At 40.4% G+C, this 24,735-nt stretch carries 17 protein-coding genes; 7 read left to right on the top strand and 10 right to left on the bottom strand.

Going from position 1 to position 24,735, the window contains the following annotated elements; translation table 11 throughout:
- Window positions 1–50 precede the first annotated feature (50 nt).
- The 3 genes from QMA12_RS00550 to QMA12_RS00560 all read right to left on the bottom strand — a co-directional run bounded on the left by QMA12_RS00550 (window position 51) and on the right by QMA12_RS00560 (window position 5,359).
- Entirely contained in the window at window positions 51–2,006 is a 1,956-nt protein-coding gene (locus QMA12_RS00550; protein WP_290210084.1) for a phytase, read from the bottom strand.
- Between the two features lie 10 nt (window positions 2,007–2,016).
- Window positions 2,017–2,988, bottom strand: a complete 972-nt coding sequence (locus QMA12_RS00555) for a metallophosphoesterase (RefSeq protein ID WP_290210083.1) — start codon at window positions 2,986–2,988, stop codon at window positions 2,017–2,019.
- Window positions 2,989–3,052: 64 nt separating this feature from the next.
- Window positions 3,053–5,359, bottom strand: a complete 2,307-nt coding sequence (locus tag QMA12_RS00560; protein ID WP_087532020.1) for a TonB-dependent receptor — start codon at window positions 5,357–5,359, stop codon at window positions 3,053–3,055.
- Window positions 5,360–5,646: 287 nt separating this feature from the next.
- Between QMA12_RS00560 and QMA12_RS00565 the strand changes: the two genes are divergently transcribed.
- From QMA12_RS00565 to QMA12_RS00580, 4 genes are all read left to right on the top strand, one after another.
- Complete coding sequence (locus tag QMA12_RS00565; protein WP_290210082.1) at window positions 5,647–6,555, top strand: GGDEF domain-containing protein; 909 nt, start codon at window positions 5,647–5,649, stop codon at window positions 6,553–6,555.
- A complete protein-coding gene (locus QMA12_RS00570; RefSeq protein WP_290210081.1) occupies window positions 6,539–7,537 on the top strand; it encodes an AraC family transcriptional regulator ligand-binding domain-containing protein in 999 nt (332 codons plus the stop codon). Before QMA12_RS00565 ends, QMA12_RS00570 begins: the two co-directional genes overlap by 17 nt.
- Before the next feature lie 62 nt (window positions 7,538–7,599).
- On the top strand, window positions 7,600–8,952 hold the full coding sequence (locus QMA12_RS00575; protein ID WP_290210080.1) for a magnesium transporter: 1,353 nt from the start codon (window positions 7,600–7,602) through the stop codon (window positions 8,950–8,952).
- Between the two features lie 187 nt (window positions 8,953–9,139).
- Complete coding sequence (locus QMA12_RS00580; protein WP_290210079.1) at window positions 9,140–9,298, top strand: hypothetical protein; 159 nt, start codon at window positions 9,140–9,142, stop codon at window positions 9,296–9,298.
- Between the two features lie 113 nt (window positions 9,299–9,411).
- Here QMA12_RS00580 and QMA12_RS00585 read toward each other — a convergent pair whose 3' ends face one another.
- From QMA12_RS00585 to QMA12_RS00605, 5 genes are all read right to left on the bottom strand, one after another.
- Window positions 9,412–11,931 (bottom strand): TonB-dependent receptor, encoded by a 2,520-nt coding sequence (locus tag QMA12_RS00585; protein WP_290210078.1) that lies wholly within the window; start codon window positions 11,929–11,931, stop codon window positions 9,412–9,414.
- 135 nt (window positions 11,932–12,066) lie between these two features.
- Entirely contained in the window at window positions 12,067–13,032 is a 966-nt protein-coding gene (locus tag QMA12_RS00590; protein ID WP_290210140.1) for a GGDEF domain-containing protein, read from the bottom strand.
- 570 nt (window positions 13,033–13,602) lie between these two features.
- Window positions 13,603–13,980, bottom strand: a complete 378-nt coding sequence (locus QMA12_RS00595; RefSeq protein ID WP_290210077.1) for a DP-EP family protein — start codon at window positions 13,978–13,980, stop codon at window positions 13,603–13,605.
- A gap of 23 nt (window positions 13,981–14,003) precedes the next feature.
- Complete coding sequence (locus tag QMA12_RS00600) at window positions 14,004–17,255, bottom strand: winged helix-turn-helix domain-containing protein (RefSeq protein WP_290210076.1); 3,252 nt, start codon at window positions 17,253–17,255, stop codon at window positions 14,004–14,006.
- 132 nt (window positions 17,256–17,387) lie between these two features.
- A complete protein-coding gene (locus QMA12_RS00605; RefSeq protein WP_290210075.1) occupies window positions 17,388–18,590 on the bottom strand; it encodes an MFS transporter in 1,203 nt (400 codons plus the stop codon).
- Between the two features lie 235 nt (window positions 18,591–18,825).
- Here QMA12_RS00605 and QMA12_RS00610 point away from each other — a divergent pair, with 235 nt between their 5' ends.
- Entirely contained in the window at window positions 18,826–19,542 is a 717-nt protein-coding gene (locus tag QMA12_RS00610; protein ID WP_290210074.1) for a DUF1499 domain-containing protein, read from the top strand.
- Window positions 19,543–19,696: 154 nt separating this feature from the next.
- On the top strand, window positions 19,697–21,880 hold the full coding sequence (locus tag QMA12_RS00615; protein ID WP_290210073.1) for a TonB-dependent receptor: 2,184 nt from the start codon (window positions 19,697–19,699) through the stop codon (window positions 21,878–21,880).
- A 39-nt stretch (window positions 21,881–21,919) separates the two neighbouring features.
- On the opposite strand, the gene QMA12_RS00620 is transcribed toward QMA12_RS00615, so the two are convergent.
- A complete protein-coding gene (locus QMA12_RS00620) occupies window positions 21,920–22,087 on the bottom strand; it encodes a DUF2986 domain-containing protein (RefSeq protein WP_087532030.1) in 168 nt (55 codons plus the stop codon).
- Window positions 22,088–22,259: 172 nt separating this feature from the next.
- Between QMA12_RS00620 and QMA12_RS00625 the strand changes: the two genes are divergently transcribed.
- A complete protein-coding gene (locus QMA12_RS00625; protein ID WP_290210072.1) occupies window positions 22,260–23,750 on the top strand; it encodes a dipeptidase in 1,491 nt (496 codons plus the stop codon).
- 94 nt (window positions 23,751–23,844) lie between these two features.
- Here QMA12_RS00625 and QMA12_RS00630 read toward each other — a convergent pair whose 3' ends face one another.
- Complete coding sequence (locus tag QMA12_RS00630; protein WP_290210071.1) at window positions 23,845–24,705, bottom strand: hypothetical protein; 861 nt, start codon at window positions 24,703–24,705, stop codon at window positions 23,845–23,847.
- Between the last annotated feature and the right edge of the window lie 30 nt (window positions 24,706–24,735).

The raw sequence follows: 24,735 nt of genomic DNA on the forward strand, positions 1-24,735 counted from the left end.
TACTGTTTAATACAAAAATGCCGCAATTAAGCGGCATTTTTCTATTTAAATTATTTTATGGCTTTTTTCACTTCGCGCCAGTCAATAATTTTAAAGTTTTGTGGTTGTAGCGGCATACGATTATAACCATCTTGTACTACAAGCATGCCTTCAGGGTAACCTGGCAAAGCAGCGGATGTTACGGTTAAACCATCCGTTTCACCTGCGCCATCAATCCCTTTATCTAAATTAGCAGTTACATTAAACTTACCTGCAAAGCTTAGGTTAGGCTGTGTATCATCGGAGATTTTATAAAGCACATAGCTATTATCGCCTTGGCTTGATACGACTAAATAGCGGGTATCACCAGCATGATAAATTTCCATGCCTTCAACATCAGCAACAAGTTGCTCATTTACACCTTGTAGCATGAGCGCTTTGTTACCAGCACTAGGCTCAGCACCGATATACCAAATACCTTTATCTTCTTCGCCGGCAAATAATTGGCCGCGCTTATCATCAGCACTACAGCCTTCAGGTTGGCTTGGCAGGGTAAACTCTCTGACTAACTCGCCGCTTAAGTTCGCTTGATTACCTGTTAGTTTATATTGTTGAAATAAACCTGACTTATCATTCACGAACACATAATTACCAGAATCAGACGAGTACATACACATACCGTAAATTTCGGCTAGGTTTGTGGCTACTTCTGTCACATGGTTTACTTTGTTCTCGCTATCGACAGTAAACACGCTAATACTGTTAAGTGTTCGGTTACTGGCCGTGATCCAAGTATGGGTTTGGTTGTTTATACTTTGATGTTGACGTACATCAACATTATTTAAGCGGCCAATATCTAGCGACTGTACTTTGTTACCCTCAAGGTCATAGACCATTAACCCACGGCGTTTATCTGTGCCCAATATTAAGCTGTTTTTAGCGTCTTGCTGGTTGACCCAAATAGCCGGATCATCAGCTGCATCACCAAATGCTGCAACGGGTGTTGTTTGTGCATTGGCGTGAATATGCGTCATGGCAACTTTATTTTTTGAAGGCGCAGGCTGCGCACTGTAGTTAACGTTTGCTTCGATATATGCGCCCGTTTCATCATCTATTAAAACAAGCTGTGCTTGATTATCATTAATCAAATTCGTTGCAACTGATTCAATTGCTAATTCGCCACTTAGTGACCATTTGCTTAGCTTTTCTGTTTGGGCATTATAGGCATAAACCATATTGCCATCAGTAGCACTGAGCCATAAAGTACCGTCTTGTGATACTGATAAAGCCCCGATTTCACTGTTTAATTCACCGTACGGCTCAACTAAAGCAACAGGCTGTTTATTGGCATCTGATTCGGCATCAGCATTAATTGCCCACACGCCGAGCTCTGCTTCACCGACATACAGAGTTTTAGTTTCATCATTTACGGCGCAGCCTGAGGCTTCCGTTACTGCAGAAAATTCACGTACTGCAATGTTTTTAGCTTGGTTAGTGGCTAAATCATAAATAACAGTTTCGCTGATCAGGCCTCGAACATCCGGCACAAACGCTGATACAGTCTCGGTATTACTGTTTTTAAATAAACACACAGCATCAGGCTGAGCTTGAGGTGGGCTAATGCGAGTGAGCTCTTCTAGCTGCCAAGATGATGCATTGTTGACTAGATTAAAAATAACGACATTGTCTTGATTGTTATCAAGACTTGCGAGTATAAAATGCTGCGCCGATATTTTTTTCAGTGAAATTGACTCGAAGTTACCAGCCAACAACACACTGCTTTGTTTTCTATCGCTAAGTAATAAACCTTGGCTTTCACTTGCTACTACCCATTGATTATTACCAAGAGCAGCCGCTTGTGACCCTTGCATATTTTGTTGTGGGCCAAACGGCGTTACCTTGATAGAGCTTGTTGCTAATAGCGCTTCGTTTTGAACGGCTTCTCTATGGTTACTACACCCGTTGAGTACAGTTAAAAGAAGTGCGCTTGATAGCACTGTTGAGATTGTATTTAGTTTGAATTTCATTTTTTATCCTTTACTTTCCAATGTGCTTTTCAGTGCTAAAACGTACTTCACCCAAATGGTTGATAGCGCTAACTTTGAGTGTTTCACCATTGATTGATACACTTAAAAAGCCTGGGGTTGCTTCTGCATAGCGGGTAAACTCACGCTGTTTCACAAAGCGTGCTTCACTGCCTCCACCAGAGACAAAGTGAGCAATATTGCTATTTTCAGGTTGGTTGTATTGCAAGTCGTGCTCGTGTCCTGCGATATAAGCTTGCACGTTATGACGCTCCATTATGGGTTCTAAAATATCGCGAAGACCTTGGTTACGACCAAAACGTTTACCACTTGAATAAAGCGGGTGATGGCCAACCACAATCTTCCATTTTGCGTCACTACCCGCAAGTTGGGTTTCAAGCCAAGTAAGCTGGGTTTTATAACCTTGTCCTTGAGTTGAACGGTATTTGTCGCGGGTTTTATATTCAGGCTGAATTGGGTTGGTATCTAAAAATACCATCAATACTTGCTCGTTGTTTTCAAGCTCAAACGCTTTGCTGTAATACCTTGCTGGTAATTGCCAGCGCTGACTTTTATTTGTGTAGTCAATTTGGGCTTGAGCATTACCTAGGTAATCGTGATTACCCAAAACAACGTACCAATCTTCAAATGTGTGCGGGCCGTGGTAAATATCTTCATAGGCTGATTGCCAAAGAGGATCGTTAACGCTTGCCACGCCATTTGGATAAAAATTATCGCCAGTTGAGACGATAAAGTCGGCATCGGTTTGGTACATGGCTATCTCTAGTTGGTGAGCCACTTCTTTTTGATAAAAGTGGCCATTGTGTCCCCAATCACCAATAACCATAAAGTTAAGGCTATCAGGTAGCGTATTTAATTTGGTTATTTTTTGCTGTTGATAAAGCTCATCTTTATATATAACTGGTTCGCCAGCACTGAGCGCTGATGAGCTCAGGGCAGCCACTATGAAAGACAATTTAAACATGTTCTAACTCCAAAAAAGCACGTGATAGCAAGCCATTACGTGCCTAATATGATTATGGCTGTTATTAAAATGCGTAACGTAACATTAGCTGAATGACAGGACCTGCTTCTTCAGATTCAAGCTCGTACTCATCAAAGTCACGGCTGTTTTGGTCATCAAGTGAGTCAAACTTGTTGAAAACTTCATCTTTACTGGCATCAAGTAAGTTTGAACCAACTAGGCGAAGGGTTACGTCATCCCAGCGCTTTTCAACGAATAGCTCTAAGTCAGCACCGTAAGAGGTTGTTACTTCTTCACCCACAAAGCGTCCGTATGCATCACCTTGGTTGCGGTAAGTTGCACCAAATGATGCACGTAATGTTGGTAAATCTTGAATAAAGCCAATGTTATAAACATAATCAGATTGGTCGTTAAATTTACGCTTGCCAAAACTGTCTTCAACTTCACTGTCGAGCCAAGAGTAGTTTAAGAAGATACCGGTGTTAGGCATGTTTAATGCGCTAAGTGGGGTTGATAAATCAAACTCAATACCTTGAACTGTGCCATCGCCGGTATTTTGTGGTTGCAGTACAAATGTACCTTCGCCCTCAGAGCCTTCAACACCTGTACTGGCAATTTCGATTAAATCGCTAACGTCACGATAGAATACGTTCACACCGACAACACCACTTTTACCTAATCGGTATTCGTAGCCTAAATCGATACCCCAAGATGATTCTGGTTTAAGGTTTGGGTTACCTAAAAAGTCATTATCAGCGAGTTCTTCTTCAAGTAAGGCGGGTGTCATGTAGTCAAAGTCAGGGCGACGTAAGCTACGTGCAACAGAGGCACTCACCCGACCATTATCACTTACGCTGTAACGAAAGTGAGCCGACGGTAAGAAAAAGTCATAATCATTTTCGGCTGTTACGCCCTCATTGGTATCGTTAATGCTTGAGTCAGTTGACTCCCAACGCACACCCATTTCCCATGAGAACACATCAGCTTCGTGTTTAATGAGTGCAAATAAATCAAAGCGGTCTTCTTCAAGCGTATTAACGCCTCCGTCTACTGCTTCAAACTCGTTATTGAATACAGCGAGTGACATAGGTGTCTGGTAAAATTGGTCCCAGCTAGTAAGTGTTTGCTCACTCTCATCTTCAGCTTCAAAAATTGCGGTGTCACGTTCTTTACCTTGTACAAAAGCACCAAACTGAATTTCTTTTGAATCACCGACTAGTAAACTGTGCTGCCATTGTAATGACCACTCTTTATCATCGATATCAACGGTTTCTTCTGCTTCTTCAAAAACCATGGGTAGTTCGGATGTATCAAGCTCAACTTCTTGCTCGTAAACGGACTCTTCAAAGCTTGCATAGCCTACTTTGAACTTACTGGTACCGCCCAATAACGGTAATTCATAACCTGAGTTAATGTTGTAGTTAGTTTGGTCAATAAACGAAACGTTTGCGTTATCAGAAAGTAAATTACCGCCTTCTACAACCGATCCTGACGTGGCCGTTGCGTCGTCATACTCAAAAGAGCGTTCGTCTTCGGTACGGTCGGTATCAACCCACATGGCGCTAATATCAAATTTGCCGCCATTATCAAATACTTTTTCAAAGCTGGCATTGAGTGATGTGTCATCACCATCTCGGGTATCAGATTGATCTTCACGGTTATCAAAATCATCTGTAGCGTAATTAGGGTTATTTTCAGGGCTATCGCCATAACGGATGCTTGATTTTTGTTTTGGGTTATAACGACCTTGTAAATTAGCACCTAATAGTAAACGGCCACCTGCAAACTCAGTACCGTAAACACCGGCAAAGCTTTCTTTTAGCTCACCGTCATCATAGCGTAAGCCACCTGCGCGAATGTAACCACCGTCTAAGCTGTAGCCATCGCGAAGTACAATGTTAAGGGTACCCGCTATTGCATCGGCAGAGCGGTTGGCACTTGATGAACGAATAATTTCTACACGCTCAATTAATTCTGCTGGAATACGGTCTACAAAAAATGAGCGATCAGCGCCAGCACCTGGCACTTCCTCGCCATTGATAAGTACTTTTGTGTAAGCAGGGCTTAAACCGCGCATACGTGCGCCGTCAGACTCAAGTACGTCAGATAAAAAAGTAACACTAGGAACACGCTTTAATGCATCGCCCGCTGTGAGAGGTTCAAAACGTTGAAAATACTCTTGTGAATATTCAAGTGTTGGTGCTAATTCTTGCGAGCGGTTGCGATAACCAATCTCACCATATACAACAAGCTCTTCAGAGACTTTTACTTCAGGCTCTGATAGCGATGTTTGCTCTTGTGCATTCACGCTAACACTAAATTGACTCAGTGCTAATGCCGTTACAACAGCATTTAATTTAAATTGTTTCATTGATTTGCTCCGGTTGTCCTTGGTTTGGTGAGCAAACTAAAAAAAGTTAATGACGCTAATGTGACAGTTTCATCGTTAATGAGTGAAAAAATCTTTATTTACAGGCTTTCTAATACCTATTTGAGCTTTTAAAACAGCGCTGAAGGTCGCTAAAAATGGCTGTTGCGAGATAATTTATTTATAAACTTTAATCTGAATGTCATATCAATGAGCCAAAATGACCCTGACGTATAAAATGATCCCGCGCTAGCATATGGATCAAACCAAGCTTAAGAAGATTCAATATCATGCGATATAACCCATTTACCAGCCATGTAAAATTAACTAATACGATTATTTTATTCTTGGTTATTGCTGTAGCAATATGCGCTTACTTTGGCGAACTTAAGCAATGGCAAGAAATTACATGGCTCGATATTGTCGGTGAAGGCGGTATTGTGTTGATGACCCTAAGCTGGATAATCGCTTTACTTATCTCACGCCCGCCAGGCAAAGTAACTACCTTATTAGTGCTGGGTTTAGGTTTGTTTATGTTTTCAGCCACGCTTGATTTACTTGATGAGTGGTTAAAACAACCTTCGCAATTATGGCTCACTTGGTTTGAATCATTACCAGCACCGTTTGGTATGTTGCTAACCAGTGTTGGGCTTTATTATTGGCACCAAGAGCAGTTTGTTTTAAACCGTCAATTACGTCGGCGTGAAGCACATTTAAGAGAGCATGAAAAAGTCTGCCCTGTAACAGGGTTATACCGAGTTAACTATTTACATTCGTTAATACAGCAACGCCAAAGTGAGCAACAAGTCGCCACTTTGGGGGTTATTGATATTCGAGATTTTGCAAAGTTTAATGCGCAGTTTGGTTTTAGTGAAGGCGATAGGTTACTGCGAGAAATTAGTGATTTATTAGTAATGAATTGCCGTTTGAATGATGTGTTATGCCGCTATGCGGGTGACTGCTTTATTGTGCTTATGTCGGGTACCAGTCAAAGCCAAGCAAAAGAGTTGTTAGCGCAAATGAAAGCAGCCCTTAATCATTGTGCGTTTAAAGTCGCAAAAAGCAAAGGTGCACAGTTTCAGCATATTTTAACTGCCACAATGGCTATGGATTTAGCGCAAGACCCAGTGCAGCAAACCAGCCAGTTACATCAACAACTACAACAACAAAAGGCGCTTGTAGGTGCAACAGTATATTAGCCAAGATGATAAGTACATAAGTGCTGAAGGTACTATAACTGCGCTGGTGGAACTTGCTCAAGGACGTGGGATCCCGCTGCATAAGTTGCTCCGTGGTACGGGTATTTTTGAGCAAGACTTATATGATTTATCACAGCGTTTTAGTTTGTCGCAGCTATTAGCATTAATTAGCCAGTTTAAAACCTTAATGAAAAGTAACGACAGTGGCTTTTTACTTGGTCATCAATTGGTTAATGATGTTAGCTCGGTAATGCAAAGTGTTCGTTTAAGCCCGACGCTTGGTGCTGCGTTAAAACAATTGCAACAAATTCGCGCCACGCTTGCGCCTTTATTTTTTACTCGCCAGCATATTTTTCACGATGATTTTTATCTGTACTTACAGCCAAGTGTTGGTATGGACGAATCATTAAAAAATTATTGCTTTGAAATTTACAGCGCTGCGTTTATGAGTTTACTCAAAAGGGTTAGCAATCACTATCCGCACTGTTATTTTGACTTTACCTGCAAACGACCAAGGCATATTCAAGAGTATGAACAGCATTTAGGTTTACGGGTACGGTTTGAGCAACCGTTTACTCGCTGGCACTTTGACAAGCAGCTCCTTAAATACGCTAACCCTCAAGCCAGTAAATTACGTTGGCAACAATGTTTGGCACAAAGCCAGCAGTACCTAAAGTCTCCGGTTTCTTTTGTTGAAGCGGTTTGTAAGCGTATTTATTACGATAATAACAACAGCCTTGCCAATAGTGCTCAATACTTTGCAATGAGCCCAGCTACGTTTAAACGTAAGTTAAAACAACACGGTATGAGTTATTCGCAATTACAAGATGAGCAAAATAAACTCAAAGCTCTGCATTTACTGGGGGTTTGCCAGCAAGGTAATGAGCAAGTCGCAGAGCGCTTAGCATTTTATGATATACCCAATTTTCGCCGCGCTTTTAAGCGTTGGACCGGCATTACACCGAGTCAGTTAAAAATATAATAGCTAATTTTAGTCACCCTAAGTTAGACTCATGTTATTACAATCTTTTATCGAGTTTTAATATGATTGAGTATCCAGTTGATCAACTCCCTCAGCTTATTGATGAGCTATTACAGTGCGACACCACAGCACGAAAAAACAAATTATTAGCTGATGCTAAAGAAAAACTCTCCACTGAGCATTTATCGCTATTATTCGAAGCATTGCCAAAAGAGCAGCGCTTGGAGGTGTGGGAATTACTTGATGAAGACACCCAGCACGAAATATTTATAAATCTAGGCGGTGATAGTTGTCGTTGGCTATTACAAACCTTAAATGAAACACAAGGTTTTACATTATTAGACGAAGTAAGCGTTGCAGAGCTGCTTGAGCTAGAAGAGTTTATTCCTGAGCGTTTTATAGCATACGCTCGCCAGCAACTTGATGAAGTACAAACTAAACAATATGAGTTAGCGCAGCAGTTTGATCCAGAACAGCTGGGCCACTGGCTTGATTTTGACGCTTTAAAGGTGTCAGAAAAGCTGACCGTTGGTGGCGCACAAAAAATCTTACACAAAGGGCTGCCACAGTTTACCGAAGTGATTTATTTAGTTAGTCGAAAAGGCACGCTTATTGGAGAAGTGAGTGTAAATAACTTATTAAAAGCCGCAGAATCAGCTTCATTATTAGAGTATGCCAATTTAGATGTAGCTTCACTGCATGCTGATGATGACCTATATGAGGCAGCAGAAGTGGTGATCCACAGTGAAAAAATGGCGATGCCAGTAGTTAATGCTGACAATAAATTACTTGGCCGATTAAAAGTATCTTCAGCCTACGAGTTACGCCAAGAAGTGACCGATGAAGCGGCTGCTAAAGCGGGTGGTTTACGTGAGGATGAAGACTTGTTCTCAAGCGTTGCAAAATCAGCGAAAAACCGTGGTATTTGGTTAGGTATTAATCTAGGAACCGCCTTTTTGGCTTCGTGGTTTATCGGCTTGTTTGGCGCCACTATTGAGCAAGTTGTTGCTCTAGCTGTGTTAATGCCTGTGGTAGCGTCAATGGGCGGTATTGCAGGTAGCCAAACGCTTACCGTGATAGTACGAGGCTTAGCGCTGGGACAAGTAACAGATTCGAATCGTAAAGCATTGCTGAAAAAAGAATTACGGGTAGGGGCCGTCAATGGTTGTGTGTGGGCTATTGTTATAGGTGTACTCACTAACCTTTGGTTTAATGATGTTATGCTCAGTATTACTATTACGGTCGCAATACTGTTGAATTTAGTGGCCGCGTCGCTTTCGGGGGTTATTATACCGTCAATTTTAGACAAAATGAAAATAGATCCTGCTTTGTCTGGATCTGTTATTCTAACCACTGTCACTGATATTGTTGGCTTTGTGACCTTTTTAGGGTTGGGTAGTTTGTTACTTCTTTAAAGGGTTAGCACTTTTAGTTATATTATTTTTGTGAAATGGTTACGGCTATTAGTTTGATTGGTTTCAGTTTTATTGCGGGTTTATGAATTTTTGGTGAATAAGTGGTTGCAGGCTATTAACTACTACTTTTTTATAATATTGTGGCTTTCTCTGCAACCAGAGATTCATTAATTTTAAAGGAAAAATAATGTCAAAAAAGCCAGCTAAAGCTAAGAAAAGTGACGTAAAACTTGCTAAAAAAGAAGTAAAATCAATCAAAAAAGAAATCAGTGCACGTAAAGAAAAAGTTGCTAAGCAAAAAGCAAAAATCGGTAAGCTTAAAAAAGCACTTAAGAAGTCAGCTTAATTTTAAGTGGCAGCAGAAGCGCTGTTTAGTGCTCGACAATGATGATAAAGTTATCATCATTGTCGGCATCTCCTTCCTTAACTAATTATTGTAGAAGCTACTCTTAACCATAGTTAAAAGCTATAAGTGATATTGCCGTAAATAAAGCGGCCATCTAGGCTATATGGTGTAAACGGGCTATAGCTAAATATTTGATTAAAATCACTAAAGCCAATATTACTTACCGTATCTTGTGGATATTGGTCAAATAAGTTGTTCGCACCGACTGCCACTTTCCATTGCTCAGATGGGCGATACGCTACTTCAAGATCAGTGATCCATTTTGCTGCAATGACTTCATCGCCTTCAGGTGTACTTGAAGTATCCGTGACTTCGCCGTAGCGAGTTGCGCGTAATGTTGTTTGAAAATCAGCGAAATCCCACGTTGCTGATAGATTCCATTTATCGGCTGGGGTGCCTTCTTCAAAGCGCGTGATTTCACGACGAGCAAAATACTCGTAGTCATCGCCCAGTGCTTCAAGTTCTGGTGGGTTTTCTTTTACATGAGTCACTTCGGTATCATTAAAGTTCACAGCAGCGCTTAAGCGTAAATCACCATAATTTTCTAAATTTAACGAGTAGGTTGCCACAATATCAACCCCTTGCGTGCGTGAGTCAATTGCATTAGTGAAGTAACGAACGCTTTGCGTGTTTAGCTCGCCTGACTGAGCTAAAATTTCTTCAACTTCAGTTCCTTGTAGATTTTCAGATAACACAATTCGATCATCAATTTCAATACGGTATGCATCAAGCGTTAGGCTTAAATTACCTCGAGTAAAGATAAATCCAGCTGTCATATTCACCGACTCTTCAGCATCAAGATCGCGGGCACCAAGCGCTATTGCTGCTGGCTCATCTACTGGGAATAAGCCAACTTCACTAGGAACACCGTTTTCAAATACCGTGCTCACAGATTTATAACTAGTTTGTGCAAGCGAAGGAGCTCTAAAACCTGTACTAATTGCGCCACGAAGCGATAATGACTCGTTAATGCTATAGCGTGATGCAAGTTTTGAGGTAAAGGTACTGCCAAAATCGCTGTAATCTTCAAAGCGCCCAGCTAATACAACATTCCAATCTTCAGTTAAATAAGTATCAAACTCAGCAAATACAGCTATATTATGACGGCTTCTATCAGCGGTGTTCTGTGGTGAAAAACCGGCTAATACTTGAGCACCACCAGCAGCAACCGGATCACCGTTCTCATCAAGTACAGTAATATAAGAAGCTTCTTCACCGGCTTTTATTTGATATCTCTCGTGGCGGTACTCAGCCCCAATAGTAACAAACACATCATCGGGTAAGCCAAAGTCAAAACTGTTGTTTGCATCCATGTTTACTAGGTATTGTTCGTAAACTAATGCTCCGTTATCAAACTCGGTAGGGCTATCTATGCCCATTGAGGTATTTATACTGTTACTTACGCCTAAACCAAAGTCATTTAAACCATAGTTAGTACTTACATCCCATGCCCAGTCGTTGGTTTCGCCATTCAGGCCAATAGCAAATGAGTAGTCGTCTACGTCAGTATCAATTTGTGGTAAAAAGCCGTCAGGGTAAACCTCAGGTAAATTACGTATGTCGCTCGCACGGCGATAAAAACCAGCTGAGTTACCTTTACGATTTGAATAGCTAGCAAATGAATACAGTGACAGCGAATTGTCAAAATCGTAGCCTAGGTTGTAAAACAGGGTGATGTCTTCAATATCGGCTTTACCAAAACGGTGGTTATAGCGGTCAAAGTCAAATTCACGTGAGTCTAAAGCATCATTTGCATCGCGGCTGTATTGCTCACGTTCGTCTATACCAGAACGATTGGTCGGTTCATTATTACGCGATTCAATAGATATATTAATAAAGCCGTTATCAGCCAACGAAAAGCCAGCATTAGCACTGGCAGTACGTGAAATACCATCTTTTAGTTTACGGTCGCTGCCTTTGGTAAAGCTTAACCCGCCAGCTTGGTCAGCGCTGGTGCCTAACAATTGGGGGGAGCCTGCCATTTGTGTGTTGTACTGGCCAAAGGTGTAACTAACGGTTCCACCGTCATCGTCATCCTTAAGGATGATGTTGATCACCCCTGCAATGGCGTCAGAACCATATTGCGCAGCTGCACCATCGCGTAGTACTTCAACGCGCTTGATAGCTGAGGTTGGGATATTATTTAAATCGACTGCAGTTGAGCCACGCCCTACAGTGCCACCTAAATTTAATAATGCACCTGAATGACGGCGTTTACCGTTGACCAACACTAGAGTGTGATCTGGCGCGAGGCCACGAAGCACGGCAGGTTTTGCATGATCAGTGCCATCAGCAAGGGTAGCACTTGGGTAATTAAAGCTCGGTAATTGTGCGGCAAGAACTTGGCTGATTTCTAGCTGACCTGTTGTTGCAAGGTCGCGGCTTGTTAATAAATCTACAGGCACTGTGCTTTGGGCAATACTGCGTAAGCTACGGCGTGTACCAGTGACTGAAATAACTTCAACCTCTTGTGCTGTTGTATCCACTATCTGTTCAGCAGCGATTGCAGTCACTGAAGCCCCAAGTGTAGTTGCAATGGCGAGTTGCAAAGGTAATTTCTTAAAAAATGTCATAGTTGATCCCATCTGACTATCGTGTTTTAGCGCAGTCTATATAGCCAATTAGGAACAAACAAATAACATTAAAGTATAGTATATGTGTAACGAGTACGACTTGTTAACCTATTTCTTATAATGTTAAGCAGGTGTTTACGCACTGACAATTATTTTATTTCTGCCGTCGGTCTTAGCTCTATATAAAGCGGTGTCGGCTGCGCAGATTAATGCTTCATAGGTGCGGTATTGGTTATTGTTTTCGCAGGCAATACCTTGGCTAACGCTAATTTTAACGCCTGGCGGTAGGCCAATATCGGTAAAAGTCATGGTGTTTATTTGTTGCTGTATATGTTTTGCCACTACGTTTGCGCTTTCACGGTTACAGCGTGGCAATATCACTGCAAACTCTTCACCGCCGTATCGCGCTGCCAAACAATCTCTTGAAGGAGCGCAATCTAGTATAACTTTGGCTATTTTTTGCAGGCATTTATCACCTTTAATATGGCCATAGGTATCATTGAATTTTTTAAAGTGATCCACATCAATGAGTATACTGCTTAATGCTTGTTTACTTTGGATGCTTTCTTGCCAGTATTTTTCTAATGACTCATCGAGCGTTAACCTGTTTGCTAAACCAGTTAAATGATCGGTCGATGCCTGTATTTTTAATTTATTATACATAGCTTTATGTGAGCTAATATCATGCAAAATACATAAATAGAGTTTTTGTGCGTTCGCTATGCTATTTGGAATACTTGAAATAGATAAGTCGGCTTCAATAATATTGCCATCAGATTTAGCTATTTTTACTTCGTTTGGGCCAAAGTTAAGGCGAGTGTCTTTAATATCTAACCAATTTAATAATGTATACATGTATTTGTCGCGATCAGTATTATATAAAAAGTCTAATAAACTTTGGCTGATTAACGCTTGTTGTGAGTCTCCTAGCAATTGTGCGGCTACTGGGTTTACAAACTCAAAATTACCGTGTTGGTCGATTACAAACATGCCTTCAGCTGTGCCGTTAAACAATTCAATTAAAGAACCAAATTGCAGATGAGACAAAGAGGTAGACAGGCTACTTCCAACTTGCTTTGTTTGTGCATCTGTAGCCAACAGTTGGCTGTTATTATTAGTTTGGTTAGACACGTTAATTCCTTTACGCTTTGCTATACGTTTTTGGTGTCTACTAATTTATGAAAAAAACAGCAAATATACCTTCTGGTAACCTTCTGTTTTTAAGTTGTTGAATTTAATTGATTTATTTTTATTATTCGCAGGGTTGATTTAATGCGGTACGCCGGTGTAAATCATTTTTCCTTTGTTTACTATTCTTGGATTATGGCATAAGCCTAACTTAAGCAGGTCAAAGCATGCTTGTTTTAGGCTGACTAAGCTGGCGAAAATTGCTGTTAGACTGCTAACATCGCCAGTATGTTAAAGGTAGCGAACAGGCATCAGCTTATGAGGGGCTTTCTAATATATAGATCAATTTACTATTAGATTTTTTCGTATATTAAATCATTAAGTAATCGCAAGTTTTGGTTTTTATTATAGAGTAGTTATTAAAGGATTGGTTTTGCGGGTATTAATGTGTAAGTGTTAGCGTTAAGGTGTTTGGCTTATAAAAATTGCACAGGAATAAATCAGCCCCATGCAATTTAAAAATCAATAATTAAGCGTTGTTAATTAAAGTTCTTTTTCATTTATAACTTGAGGATCAGGGCTTGAATAAGGCTTTTCATTGCACTCAACATGAAATACTAAACAGGCAGTGCCGGGGTTTTCATCGGTGTCGATAATGGTGATTGCTTGACCATTATCATTGACTTTTGTTGTAAAGTTGCTGGCACAGTTGCCTTCTTTATCGGTGATAGTTGCCCCTGTGAATAAAAAACCTTTAGCAAGTGTTGCTTCATTTAAGCTATAAATACCCGCTGTTTCGGTTCTAACAACGCCACCGCCAGTAACTTCTTTGTTATCCTTAAAGTATGTAAAGTTGGCCTTGTCGTTACTGTCTAGTTCAATATTGACAGTAAAGTTAATTTGTTCTTGAGTGGTATTCATATTATTTCCTTTTGTATTTATGCTTATAGCTTAAAATTAGTAATGCCTAATTTAACTAGGTTTGCTTTTATTGCTGGTATTTCGTTTGCTCGGTTTAAGCAGGTGTACGCCTGTACCTGTGGGTACGTTACGTGAACGCTTTGGCTGATTTTTACTGTTTGAGCAATGTCATTAAGTGCATTTAAGCAAAGTTGCTCTCGCTGTTCACTGATTGCAGCTATTTTTGCTTTAAGTAAGTTTACCCGTATGAGCACTACGTTATCGCCTGTTTGTATTTGATTTGCTCTATACTTTTGATAGTTTTCGTCACTCTCAAGGGTTGTTAATAACTCTTGCGCTTTAAGGGAAGCGTTTCTGTCAATGAAATAGTGAATCAGACTAATTTGTATATTGATAGGGCTGATATTATTAAAACCTTGTGATTTTAAGAACTTAATAGTTTCTTCTATTCTTAAATCAATATTTTTATCGTTAGACAGCATTAGTAAGTGCGCTAAAGAGCGATAATACATTAGCTGAAATTTATTGTCTTTTGGATCTTGCTCTAAAGCCTTGTTTATAATTTTGTTAGCAAAAAGAGCTTTTTGATAGGCTATTCGTTTATCGGTTAAATAGCTAAGTAAGTAACTTTGTTGCATGTGTATATTTGCTGACATATAAAAAAGGCTTGCGTCATTGGGGTAGTGATTAGCCATTTTTTTGAACACGCTAACTGCATTTTCCAGCATATCTACTGCTGCATTAAAGTTACCCAATCTCTCTTCTGTTTTTGCAAGCCAGCTGATGGTGTCGGCTTTATCGCGCAATAAGTTTTTATTGTTTGGTTTAAGTTCAAGGGCCTTGTTTTTAAGGGTGAGTGACTTTGTAAAGCTTTGTTTTGCTGCGTTATAGTTAAATTGCTTTAAATACAATGACCCCAGTGAATTATGTGAGTACGATAGCTCCATAATGGAGTTAAAGTCATTCGGTGCTAACGAATACATGGTTTCACTATAAGCGTGGTATTTTTTAAATAATGGCTCAGTGGCGGCGTAGTCACTGTTGTCATAATTAAGTTGACCCAACCAAAAGGCATTAGCCCCTGCAAGCGTGAGTATCTCTATGTTGTTTGGTTGGGTTTTTAATAATGCCTCAAGACGAGTGCGGGCGTTTTCAAAGGCGGTAAAGGCTTCGTCTGTTTTACCGCGGGAATAGGCCACTTCTCCCATAGCCTCAAGGGTTTGTGCATATTGAAAGCGGTTGTTAAAGTCTGTTTTTTGGTCGGTAAAACGAAAGAGAGAACTGCGCTCTTCTGCTTGGTTGGTAAAATATTCCAGCGCTTTATTACTTATGCCATCAAGTAAGTCCATGCGTTTAACACTACGCAGTTTATCGGCAAATTCACCTACCATAAAGCCGAGTAAGCTCTCTGCTTCTAGTCGTTTTTGTTGGGCTACTTGCTCAGCGTGGTAGCTGCGCACACTCATTGTAATGGCAATGACACTGATAACAAAAAACACCGTAGTGGTTAATTGTAGTAAGCGTTTATTACGTTTAGTTTTTTTGTTTGAGGCTTTAAGCAGAGCAGATTCAGAATTTGATAACCTAAACAGTGAGCTATTGGCAATACTTTGCGCTTCTTGCAGTGGTTTACCTTGAGCTAATAAAAAGTCAGGGTGTTTTTGCTCGTTTAGCCAGCGCTCAGCAGCGTGTTGCAATCGGCTTTTTATCGCAAGGCTTTCTTGGTGCTCGCTTATCCAACTAATAGCACGTTGCCAATGACGCAGTAATGCTTCATGCGCTAAGCTAAAGCAGGCTTGCTCATTTTTAAGGTGTGACACAAATAAGCGGCTGTCCACCATCGCTTGTACTAATTGGTTTTGCGCTGGATTGCTTAGCTCATCCCAACGTGCTGCGCGGCTAGTGAGGGTTTCACCATCGGCGTTTAAGGTAATTAATCTAGACAGTATTAAACCCAGTTCAACTTGTTGTGGTTTGGGTAATTGCGTAAATACCTGTTCGGCTTTTTGGCCTATAGCGCCTTCAATACCGCCTAGTGCTTGGTAGTGTGAAACCAATAACTCATCGTTGTCACTGCGCTGTAAATACAGTTGTTGCAAGGTGTATTGCAACATTGGTAGGGCGTCTGGGTTATTAATGGTGTCGTTACAGAGTATTTCATCTAGTGGTGTTTGGTGCTCAGGATCAAGCTGCCATTTAAGGTCAGCAGCTAAAGCTGGAAGGCGTATCATCTGTTTGAGTTCAGCGCGTGTGGGCGCGAGTAAATCAAAATGAGCACCATTGGCTTTGCCTGCCATTAAGCTTGGCTCGTTGACAACATGGGGATAGAAGTCATTGCGACAGGCACTAAAAATTATTATGCAATCACTACTAGCAAACAACTCTATTAAAGCGAGAAATTGACTGCGCTCTTGCTCGCTAAATAACGCTGATGAGAGTAAGACTTCAAGGCGGTCAATAAACAAAAACAAGTAGGGTTTTACTTGATTTGCTTGCTGCTTTAGTGCTTTTTTACATAGTTCAATTACTTGCTCTGGCGATGTTAATAGCAACTCGCATAGCGCATCTGCACTAATATCGTTGAAAACAGGGGTATGGTTAATTTCTAAATCAAGTAAGGTCGAGGCTAAATCAAGAAACAGTCGCTCTTTGTTAATATCGGCAAAATCGAGCTGACAGTATGATTCAACCCGAAAACCATCGTAGCCGGCGCCACTCATTAATGCTGGTAAAACACCGGCGTTGACTAATGATGATTTACCAGAGCCACTTGAGCCAAGTAATAAACAAAACGCGCGTCCATAACTAATTTGTGTTGAAACACGTTGTAGCAAGGTGGCAATTTGTTTGGAGCGACCAAAAAATACATTGGCTTGCTCAGGCGAAAATGCACTTAAGCCAACAAAAGGCGAGTCACCTTGCCAGGTTGTATTATTTGCTTTTTGCTCGTCATCAAGGGGGAACCGAATAGGAGCAATAACACGATAACCACGTTTACGAATGGTTTCAATGTATTTAGGATCGCTCGCTTTATCATTAAAGGCTTTACGTAATTGAGTGATAACTTTGTGTAACGGGTTGTCACCTACGGCAATATTTTGCCAACAATGATTTATTATTTCGTCACTGCTGAGTAGTTCACCTTGCTTTTCACAAAGTAATAACAGCACATCCATTGCTTTGGGTTCTAGTTGCTTAATGCTATCGCCTAAGCGAAGGGTATTTGTTGCTGGCGTTACTTGCCAATCACCAACAAAAAAGATAGGTGTGCTCATGCTTTGCTCATTATTGTTATTTAAGCAGTAATACTCTATTAGCATCCTACTGCAAGAGTAATTTTAATACAATATTATGAGATTAAAGAGACATGAAAAGTGTTTTACTCTGTTGCTTAAGTCGAGAAGTGATTAAGCTGGGGCCGTTAAATCTTTATTTTTGCCCATCTGCATGGCACTTATAAGCCACATTATTAAACCACCAGCAAATAAAGCAGCTGCAACGTAGCCGGTTTGATTGGGTAGAGCACCATTTGCTATAACTAGCCCACCAACCCAAGGGCCAATCGCATTTGCAACATTAAATGCGCATTGCACTAATGCTCCTATCATGGCATGGCCGTTTGGTGACACATCCATTAGCATAGTTTGAATAACGGTACCTAGACCTACGCTACAGCCAATAAAGAAGATAACTACATACATGAGCCAAATATGCTCACTTGCACTGACGTACATAGCTGCAAAGGCAATAGCGCTTAATAGTGCTATGCCTGTTGTATATAACGGTGAGTGATCCGCCGCTTTACCGAGTATGTAGTTACCCAATGTGCAGCCAATACCAAACATAATCATAGCAATAGAAATAGTATAAGCTGGGGTGTGTGTAACTTGTAAAATTGTATCGGCTATATATGTGTATATGCAAAATACACCACCAAAGCCAATAATTATGATGCCTAAAATAGACCAGACTAATTTATTTTTAAGTACGCTTACTTCACCTTTTATATTTGATGCTTGTTGATTGTCTTTATTTGGCACTACTTTATAAACCAAAAAGAATGCGATAAAAGCCAGTATGGCTGCACCAGCAAGGCAATAACGCCAGCTAAAATTTTGCCCGATTAAGGTAACTACGGGTACACCCACAATGGTTGCGACGGTCAGGCCCATAAATACTTTAGACATAAAGCTTGCTCGTTTACCTGATGGGGCAATGTCTGCTGCCAGCAATATAGCAGCGCCAAAATAAGCGCCGTGGGGTAACCCACTTAAAAACCGAAACAGTACTAATTGCTGTAATGATGTTGCAATAGCACTTAGACCATTAGCTACACACATCATAGCTAAAAAAATTAACAAAGCTTTACGCTTACGCATATTAGCCGTACTGAGCATTAATATAGGTGCGCCAACCACCACACCTAATGCATAGGCGCTTATCGCAAAGCCGGATTGCGCAGGTGTTGATGCAAAGGTTTCGCTGATCAACGGGAGCATCGGCATCATAGAAAATTCAGAAAGACCTAAAATAAATGTGCCAAGTGCCAGCACCAATAAAATAGCAGAAGTACTTAGCGCATTTTTAACAGCGCTAGGTTGTAAAGACATAATTAACCCTTGTAGATAGAAGCATAAAGAATATGAGAGAAGAACAAACTATGTTAAAGCTCTGAATCAGTAATGCAGAATACGTAATATTGGTATACTTTAATTTTATTAGGAACGTTCCAATAAGTGTGATTTTACAGCTCGATATTTAATAATCAATGATTAATTTGATCTATTAGCAAGTAAATAAGGTATTGTGTGGGTCAAGTTTAAATAAATATTGCGGAGCAGTAAGATGAAAAAATTAAGTAGTATAGTATGCCTATTAGCTATTTTGCTTGTGGTACTTCCTGGGCCTTTGTATAAATGGCAATTAATTGAGCTTAGTACCGCTTTTACCGGCATTCGCTATGGTGTATTTGCTGCAATTGCAGGGCTTATTCTACTTGTTGTTCAAGCTGGTTTTTTTCGTAAAAGCACATATTGGCCATTATTTGCTATAAGTGCAGTACTTGCTATTGTTGCTGTGGCTATGCCTCTTAGTATTATGAGTAAAGCTAAAAGTGTACCGCCTATTCATGATATTTCGACCGATGTAGTTACCCCACCTGAATTTGTTGCTATAGCAAAATTACGAGCCGATGCTCCTAATCCGGTTGAGTACGCAGGACCAGAAACTGCCGCGCAGCAGCTTAAAGCCTACCCAGACCTAACTACATTAAGATTTAAAGAGAATACAAAACATGTGATCCGTGTTTCTATTGACTCGGTAAAAAGCTTAGGTTGGGAGCTAGTCAGTGCTGATATTGAAAACGGAATTATTGAAGCCACAGATACGACCATGTGGTTTGGCTTTAAGGATGACGTTGTTATCCGAGTGACTGCTAAAGGTGATGGTAGTGAGCTAGATATCCGCAGTAAGTCACGAGTAGGTAAAAGTGATTTAGGTAAAAATGCTGAGCGTATAAATCAATTTATTGCGCAATTAAACACAGAGCTTAGTCAACTTTAATCACCTCAGGCCTTTGGTAGGGCATGCTGCTAGGTAGCATGCTCACTATTTGTAATTATATAAAACAGGGGGTGCGACAATTTGTCGCGTTTTCAGGCTTGTTACCAAGTTATATACTTTGCTCATCTTAAACCTATTGTAAATAAACAATAAAATGAGCAGCAAATTATCACTATCTCATCCTCAGTATGTACTTTCTCCTTTAGCTATTAGTATTGCATGTTTACTTTCTCCCTATGCAGTTGCTGATAATTCAATTGAACATATTGAAGTTCAAGGCCAACATCTCAATTCACATGCAAATTTAGGTAATGCAGATCAGCTACTAAGTGAATTGGGCGTTGATTTTTCTGCCGCGGGCGGTGTGTCTAGCCTACCTATTCTAAATGGTATGATGGGCGATAGAGTAAAGGTTTTAGTTGATGGGGCAGATATTACAGCGGCATGCGGTAATCAAATGAATCCACCTTTGTCTTATATATCAGCAAACCAAATTACCTCATATCAAGTGGTGGCAGGTGTTTCACCTGTGAGTGCTGGTGGCGATAATATTGCAGGGGTGATCAGTGTTAATTCTATAGCTCCTCAGTACAGCAATAGTGATTCATTAAGCTGGCATTCGGGTTATGTTTCTGCACAATACCGCAGTATTAATAACGCGCAAGCTGTGGGCGTTGGCGCTCGTATTGCCAGCGACACATTCAGTTTAAGTTATCAAGGCGCATATGAAGACGCGGATAGTTACGAAGATGGTAACGGAGATCTTGTTTTAGATACCTTGTATCGCGCCCAAAGCCATGCACTAACAGCTGCATTAAGAGATGAAAAACAACAACTAGTTGTTAAATTAACGCATCAAAAAATACCGTTTCAAGGGTTCCCAAACCAATATATGGATATGACTGATAACACCAGTTACGGTTTGATCAGTCAATATAAACGCACTCTCGAAAGCGGTGAGTTTCAAGCCCAGATTAACTATAACGATGTAAAGCACGAAATGGGTTTTTTCACGGCTGAAAAAACTGGCATGATGCCGATGAATACCGATGCGCAAGATATGAGTTATCAACTTAACTGGCGTTTAGAACTCGATAAAGATACTACATTATTATTAGGACAAGAATACTTTGGTTATCGCATTGATGATTGGTGGCCTGCGATTGAAGGTTCAATGATGATGGGGCCAAATGATTATGTAAATATAAATGATGGTGAACGCGATCGCTACACTGCTTTTGCAGAGTTACAAAAGCAGCTAGATAAAAAGTGGTGGGTATCAGCGGGCGCACGAATTGAATATGTGCACACGGATGCTGGCGAAGTACAACCTTATAGTGATATGACCATGGATGGCGGCATGGACGATATGTCAGGTATGGATGCAATGGGTGATATGTCGGGTATGGGCGACATGTCATCGATGATGATGGATGACCCAAATCAAGATGCAGCAATGGCATTTAATGCTATGGATAGAGAACGCAGCGATACATTAGTAGATGCAAGCCTACTCGTGCGCTATCAAATAACAAATGAAGATGAGCTAGAACTTGGCTTAGCACGTAAAAACCGAGCCCCTAATTTATATGAACGTTACAGTTGGGGAGTGAGTACCATGTCAACCAGTATGATTGGCTGGTTTGGTGATGGTAACGGTTATATTGGTAACCCTGATTTAGAAGCAGAAACCGCACATACACTCAGCAGTAGTTATACTAAATCTGCGAAAGATGATACTTGGCAGATAAGCGCCAATGTTTGGTATACCCAAGTTAATGATTATATTGATGGCACAGTTGTGGGGAACACTAATCGAACTGAAATGGCCATTATGCAGCGAAATACGCTCCAGTTTACTAATTTAGACGCTACATTATATGGTGGAAAAATTGAAGCTGCTGTACGTGTGAGCGATAGCAAAAGCGCAGGTATATGGGACTTAACAGCGGCTATTACCAGTACTCATGGTGAACGTGATGACAGTAATGAACCACTTTATCAAATTATGCCATTACACAGTAAAATAGCATTAGCACAGCAAATGGGTAATTGGCAGAGTTCACTCAGTTGGGAGTGGATTGATAGTAAAACACGTATTGATCCTCGTCGTCTCGAAAATCAAACAGATAGCTATAGCTTATTAAATTTACAGACGAAAGGTACGTGGGATAAGCTAACCGTTAAACTAGCTATAACAAACTTACTTGATGAATACTACCAACAGCCATTAGGCGGCGTGAGTATCGCGCAGTTTAATGTAGATCAAAGCCAAGGCTTTACGCAACTTGCAGGACAAGGTCGCTCGATTAATTTGGGTATGAGTTATAGTTTTTAGAATTTTTAATTAAGAATAAAGCTATGACTATAAATAGCTTTATTCTTCTTCAGTTTCATCTACATGATCAAGTTGGCTTTGCTCTAACGCTAACTTTTCACGCTCAGCCTTTGAAACATAAGCAGGCTTATTACTTTTATGTAATTTTGCGTTAGCGCGTTTATCTTTTTTCTGAAATTTAGTGACGATCTTCTTTCTACGGTTCATGTTTGATTACGCTAACAGCTACTTAAAATTGGTGGCGTAGTATACAGCGTATAAGCCATGTTTAGCTATTTAAATATTCAATCTTTAATAACTGGTACAAAGCTGGCTAAGAGGGAGTTAACAGCGTTACAATTATAACTTCTTGCCTACCTTTCATTTATAGGAATTTGCTTTGAAAAAGTTTGTTATAGCTAGCCTCGCATTACTCACCGCCAGCGCTCATGCCAATTTACACCAAATCAGTGATGATGCGGCTGCATATGCAGTAGATACATACCAAAATGCACAAATTCATACTTTGACCAATTTAGTGTCATACCCAACAGTCAATCAAGAGGGGGTAGCTACGCCTACTAACCCGGACTTTATTGGCTTTAAAGCGTTGTTAAAAATGAAAGCAGCAGAACTTGGCTTTGACTACCAAGATTTAGGTTACACAGTACTCATTGGTATGGGTAAACAAACAGATAAAGTAACCATAGTAACCCATGGTGATGTGCAACCAGCCGATGCGAGTAAATGGCAACAAAGCCCGTTTAAAATTGATAGCACGTCAGAGCCCGGTAAACTCATTGCCCGCGGTACTGAAGATGACAAAGGCGCAATCGCTACAGCACTTTATGCGATGAAAGCCATTAAAGATCAAGGCATAAAGCTTGAAAACCGCATAGAACTGATGATTTATTTAGCTGAAGAGTCAGATTGGGGCCCGCTTGAAGAGTTTATGAAAACCTATCAACAGCCTAAATATGCGGTAACGATTGATGCATCGTACCCAGTTGTTGTAGCAGAAAAAGGCTGGAGCTTAATTGCACCTACGTTTTCAGGCAATTCAAACCAAACAAGTGCATATGTGAGCAATTTAGAAGGCGGTTCATTTGTAAGCCAAATCCCAGAAGACGCCAGCGCTATCTTACATAATGCGACAGAGGCAGATATTGAAACACTTAATACCAATATTGCCGCACTCAAGGATGTCAAAGTTGCCGTTACTGAAGTTAATCAAGGTATTAAGGCATCAGTTAAAGGCACGTCGGCGCATTCATCAGAGCCAGAAGCTGGCTTTAACGCCATTGCCCACCTAGCAGAAGTCTTTAAAGGTATTGAGCTTGAAAATAATAGCGACGGGCAGGCTATTGAGTTTATAAATCAGCTCATAGGCTTGGATTTATATGGCAAACAGTTTGGTGATATTGCGTATACACATGACTTTATGGGGCCGATGACAGTTTCACCTACGTTATTAAAACGAAATGATAGCGATATTACTTTATCTGTTAATATGCGCCGCCCAGTAGGTAAAGATGAAACTGTGCTAAAACAACAAATCGACTCGGCATTGGCTAATTGGCAGGCTATTAATCAGGTTACATTAAAAGATACACAGGTGATCATTGGCACACCGATGCTGCTTGATAGCGCCCCCCATGCCCAAGCATTACTTGATATATTTAAACACTTTACGGGTGATGAAGATGCAGGCTTTGTATCGATAGGAGGGGGCACCAACGCAAAATTATTTGATAATGCAGTGTCGTTTGGCCCATCCATGCCTGGCAAAAAATACACAGGTCATTCAGAGCATGAGTTTATAACCATTGAGCAGTTAAAGTTAAACCTTAAGATGTACACCGCAATGATGATAAAACTGGGTAATATGTGATGACTTTAATTTAGTCTATACAAAGCTACTTAAAGGCTGGTCACTCTATGACTAGTAGTATCCATGCTGAAAAAAGCATGGATACTATTTTGATTTAAAAATCGCAAGGTGGATTCTCAAGAATTGTTTGTGATGTTACTTGGCCGAATAATGCTTGAGTAGCAGCATCACCTGGGAACGTATCACTAAATGTTAATAAGTCTGCAGATTCACCGGTTATGGTCTCATAAAATACGAAAGCAGATAGTAACTTACCTAAGTTTGTTGCATGATTGCCATCAGAGTGATGAACGTCTAATCTAGGTGATAGCTCTAACGCTTTATTCCATGTTAATCCAACCGGCGCAACACAACTCGATTGTTTCTCAGCAATTCCTTCATGTATTCCATGCACGTAAGCGGCATCTGTTGGTCTATTAGCGAGTGGATGTTCAGGAAAGAGTATAGGTGTGGCGCCTATTGCTTTTGCCCGTTGTATCCATGTTCTTGTGGCATTAGTCGGATAGGATATGGTATGGCTTTGCGAGTATTTTTGACCTTGTAAAATAACATGGGTCCATTGTGAGTTTTGTAATGCTTTGATAATGTTTTCGTTGTTAACAATTGTATCGAGAAACAAACCTCCAAGGGTTTTAAAATTTACCGTTTTATTGACTTCTGCATGAGCGAATATTTCTGTTAATAAAGAATCAAGGCCTGCAACATGACTGTTACCCAATATTAAAATATTATATGTATCAAATTCCCTATTGTTGGGGATAGATAAATTATCCGTCGATTCGATAGGTTGAAATGGATCATCTGCAACCGGAACTTCATCCTCTGAAGTGTTTGTAGAGCCTCCGCCACATGCACTTAGCATAAGCATTACAGTATAGATAATAAAAAGTTTTTTCATCATTCCCTCGTATTTATTAGTTTCAAGCGCAGAATGCAACCCAGTTATAGTGAACATTGCGTACCTATATTTTATTTTGTGTAAAAA

Source organism: Pseudoalteromonas sp. APC 3893, from assembly GCF_030408095.1.
Taxonomy (GTDB): Bacteria; Pseudomonadota; Gammaproteobacteria; order Enterobacterales; family Alteromonadaceae; genus Pseudoalteromonas.

Bases quoted from the DNA above. Each gene is read 5' to 3' on its own strand.
- QMA12_RS00550 (WP_290210084.1), bottom strand. From the start codon at position 2,006: ATGAAATTCAAACTAAATACAATCTCAACAGTGCTATCAAGCGCACTT.
- QMA12_RS00555 (WP_290210083.1), bottom strand. From the start codon at position 2,988: ATGTTTAAATTGTCTTTCATAGTGGCTGCCCTGAGCTCATCAGCGCTC.
- QMA12_RS00560 (WP_087532020.1), bottom strand. From the start codon at position 5,359: ATGAAACAATTTAAATTAAATGCTGTTGTAACGGCATTAGCACTGAGT.
- QMA12_RS00565 (WP_290210082.1), top strand. From the start codon at position 5,647: ATGCGATATAACCCATTTACCAGCCATGTAAAATTAACTAATACGATT.
- QMA12_RS00575 (WP_290210080.1), top strand. From the start codon at position 7,600: ATGATTGAGTATCCAGTTGATCAACTCCCTCAGCTTATTGATGAGCTA.
- QMA12_RS00580 (WP_290210079.1), top strand. From the start codon at position 9,140: ATGTCAAAAAAGCCAGCTAAAGCTAAGAAAAGTGACGTAAAACTTGCT.
- QMA12_RS00585 (WP_290210078.1), bottom strand. From the start codon at position 11,931: ATGACATTTTTTAAGAAATTACCTTTGCAACTCGCCATTGCAACTACA.
- QMA12_RS00595 (WP_290210077.1), bottom strand. From the start codon at position 13,980: ATGAATACCACTCAAGAACAAATTAACTTTACTGTCAATATTGAACTA.
- QMA12_RS00600 (WP_290210076.1), bottom strand. From the start codon at position 17,255: ATGAGCACACCTATCTTTTTTGTTGGTGATTGGCAAGTAACGCCAGCA.
- QMA12_RS00605 (WP_290210075.1), bottom strand. From the start codon at position 18,590: ATGTCTTTACAACCTAGCGCTGTTAAAAATGCGCTAAGTACTTCTGCT.
- QMA12_RS00610 (WP_290210074.1), top strand. From the start codon at position 18,826: ATGAAAAAATTAAGTAGTATAGTATGCCTATTAGCTATTTTGCTTGTG.
- QMA12_RS00615 (WP_290210073.1), top strand. From the start codon at position 19,697: ATGAGCAGCAAATTATCACTATCTCATCCTCAGTATGTACTTTCTCCT.
- QMA12_RS00620 (WP_087532030.1), bottom strand. From the start codon at position 22,087: ATGAACCGTAGAAAGAAGATCGTCACTAAATTTCAGAAAAAAGATAAA.
- QMA12_RS00630 (WP_290210071.1), bottom strand. From the start codon at position 24,705: ATGTTCACTATAACTGGGTTGCATTCTGCGCTTGAAACTAATAAATAC.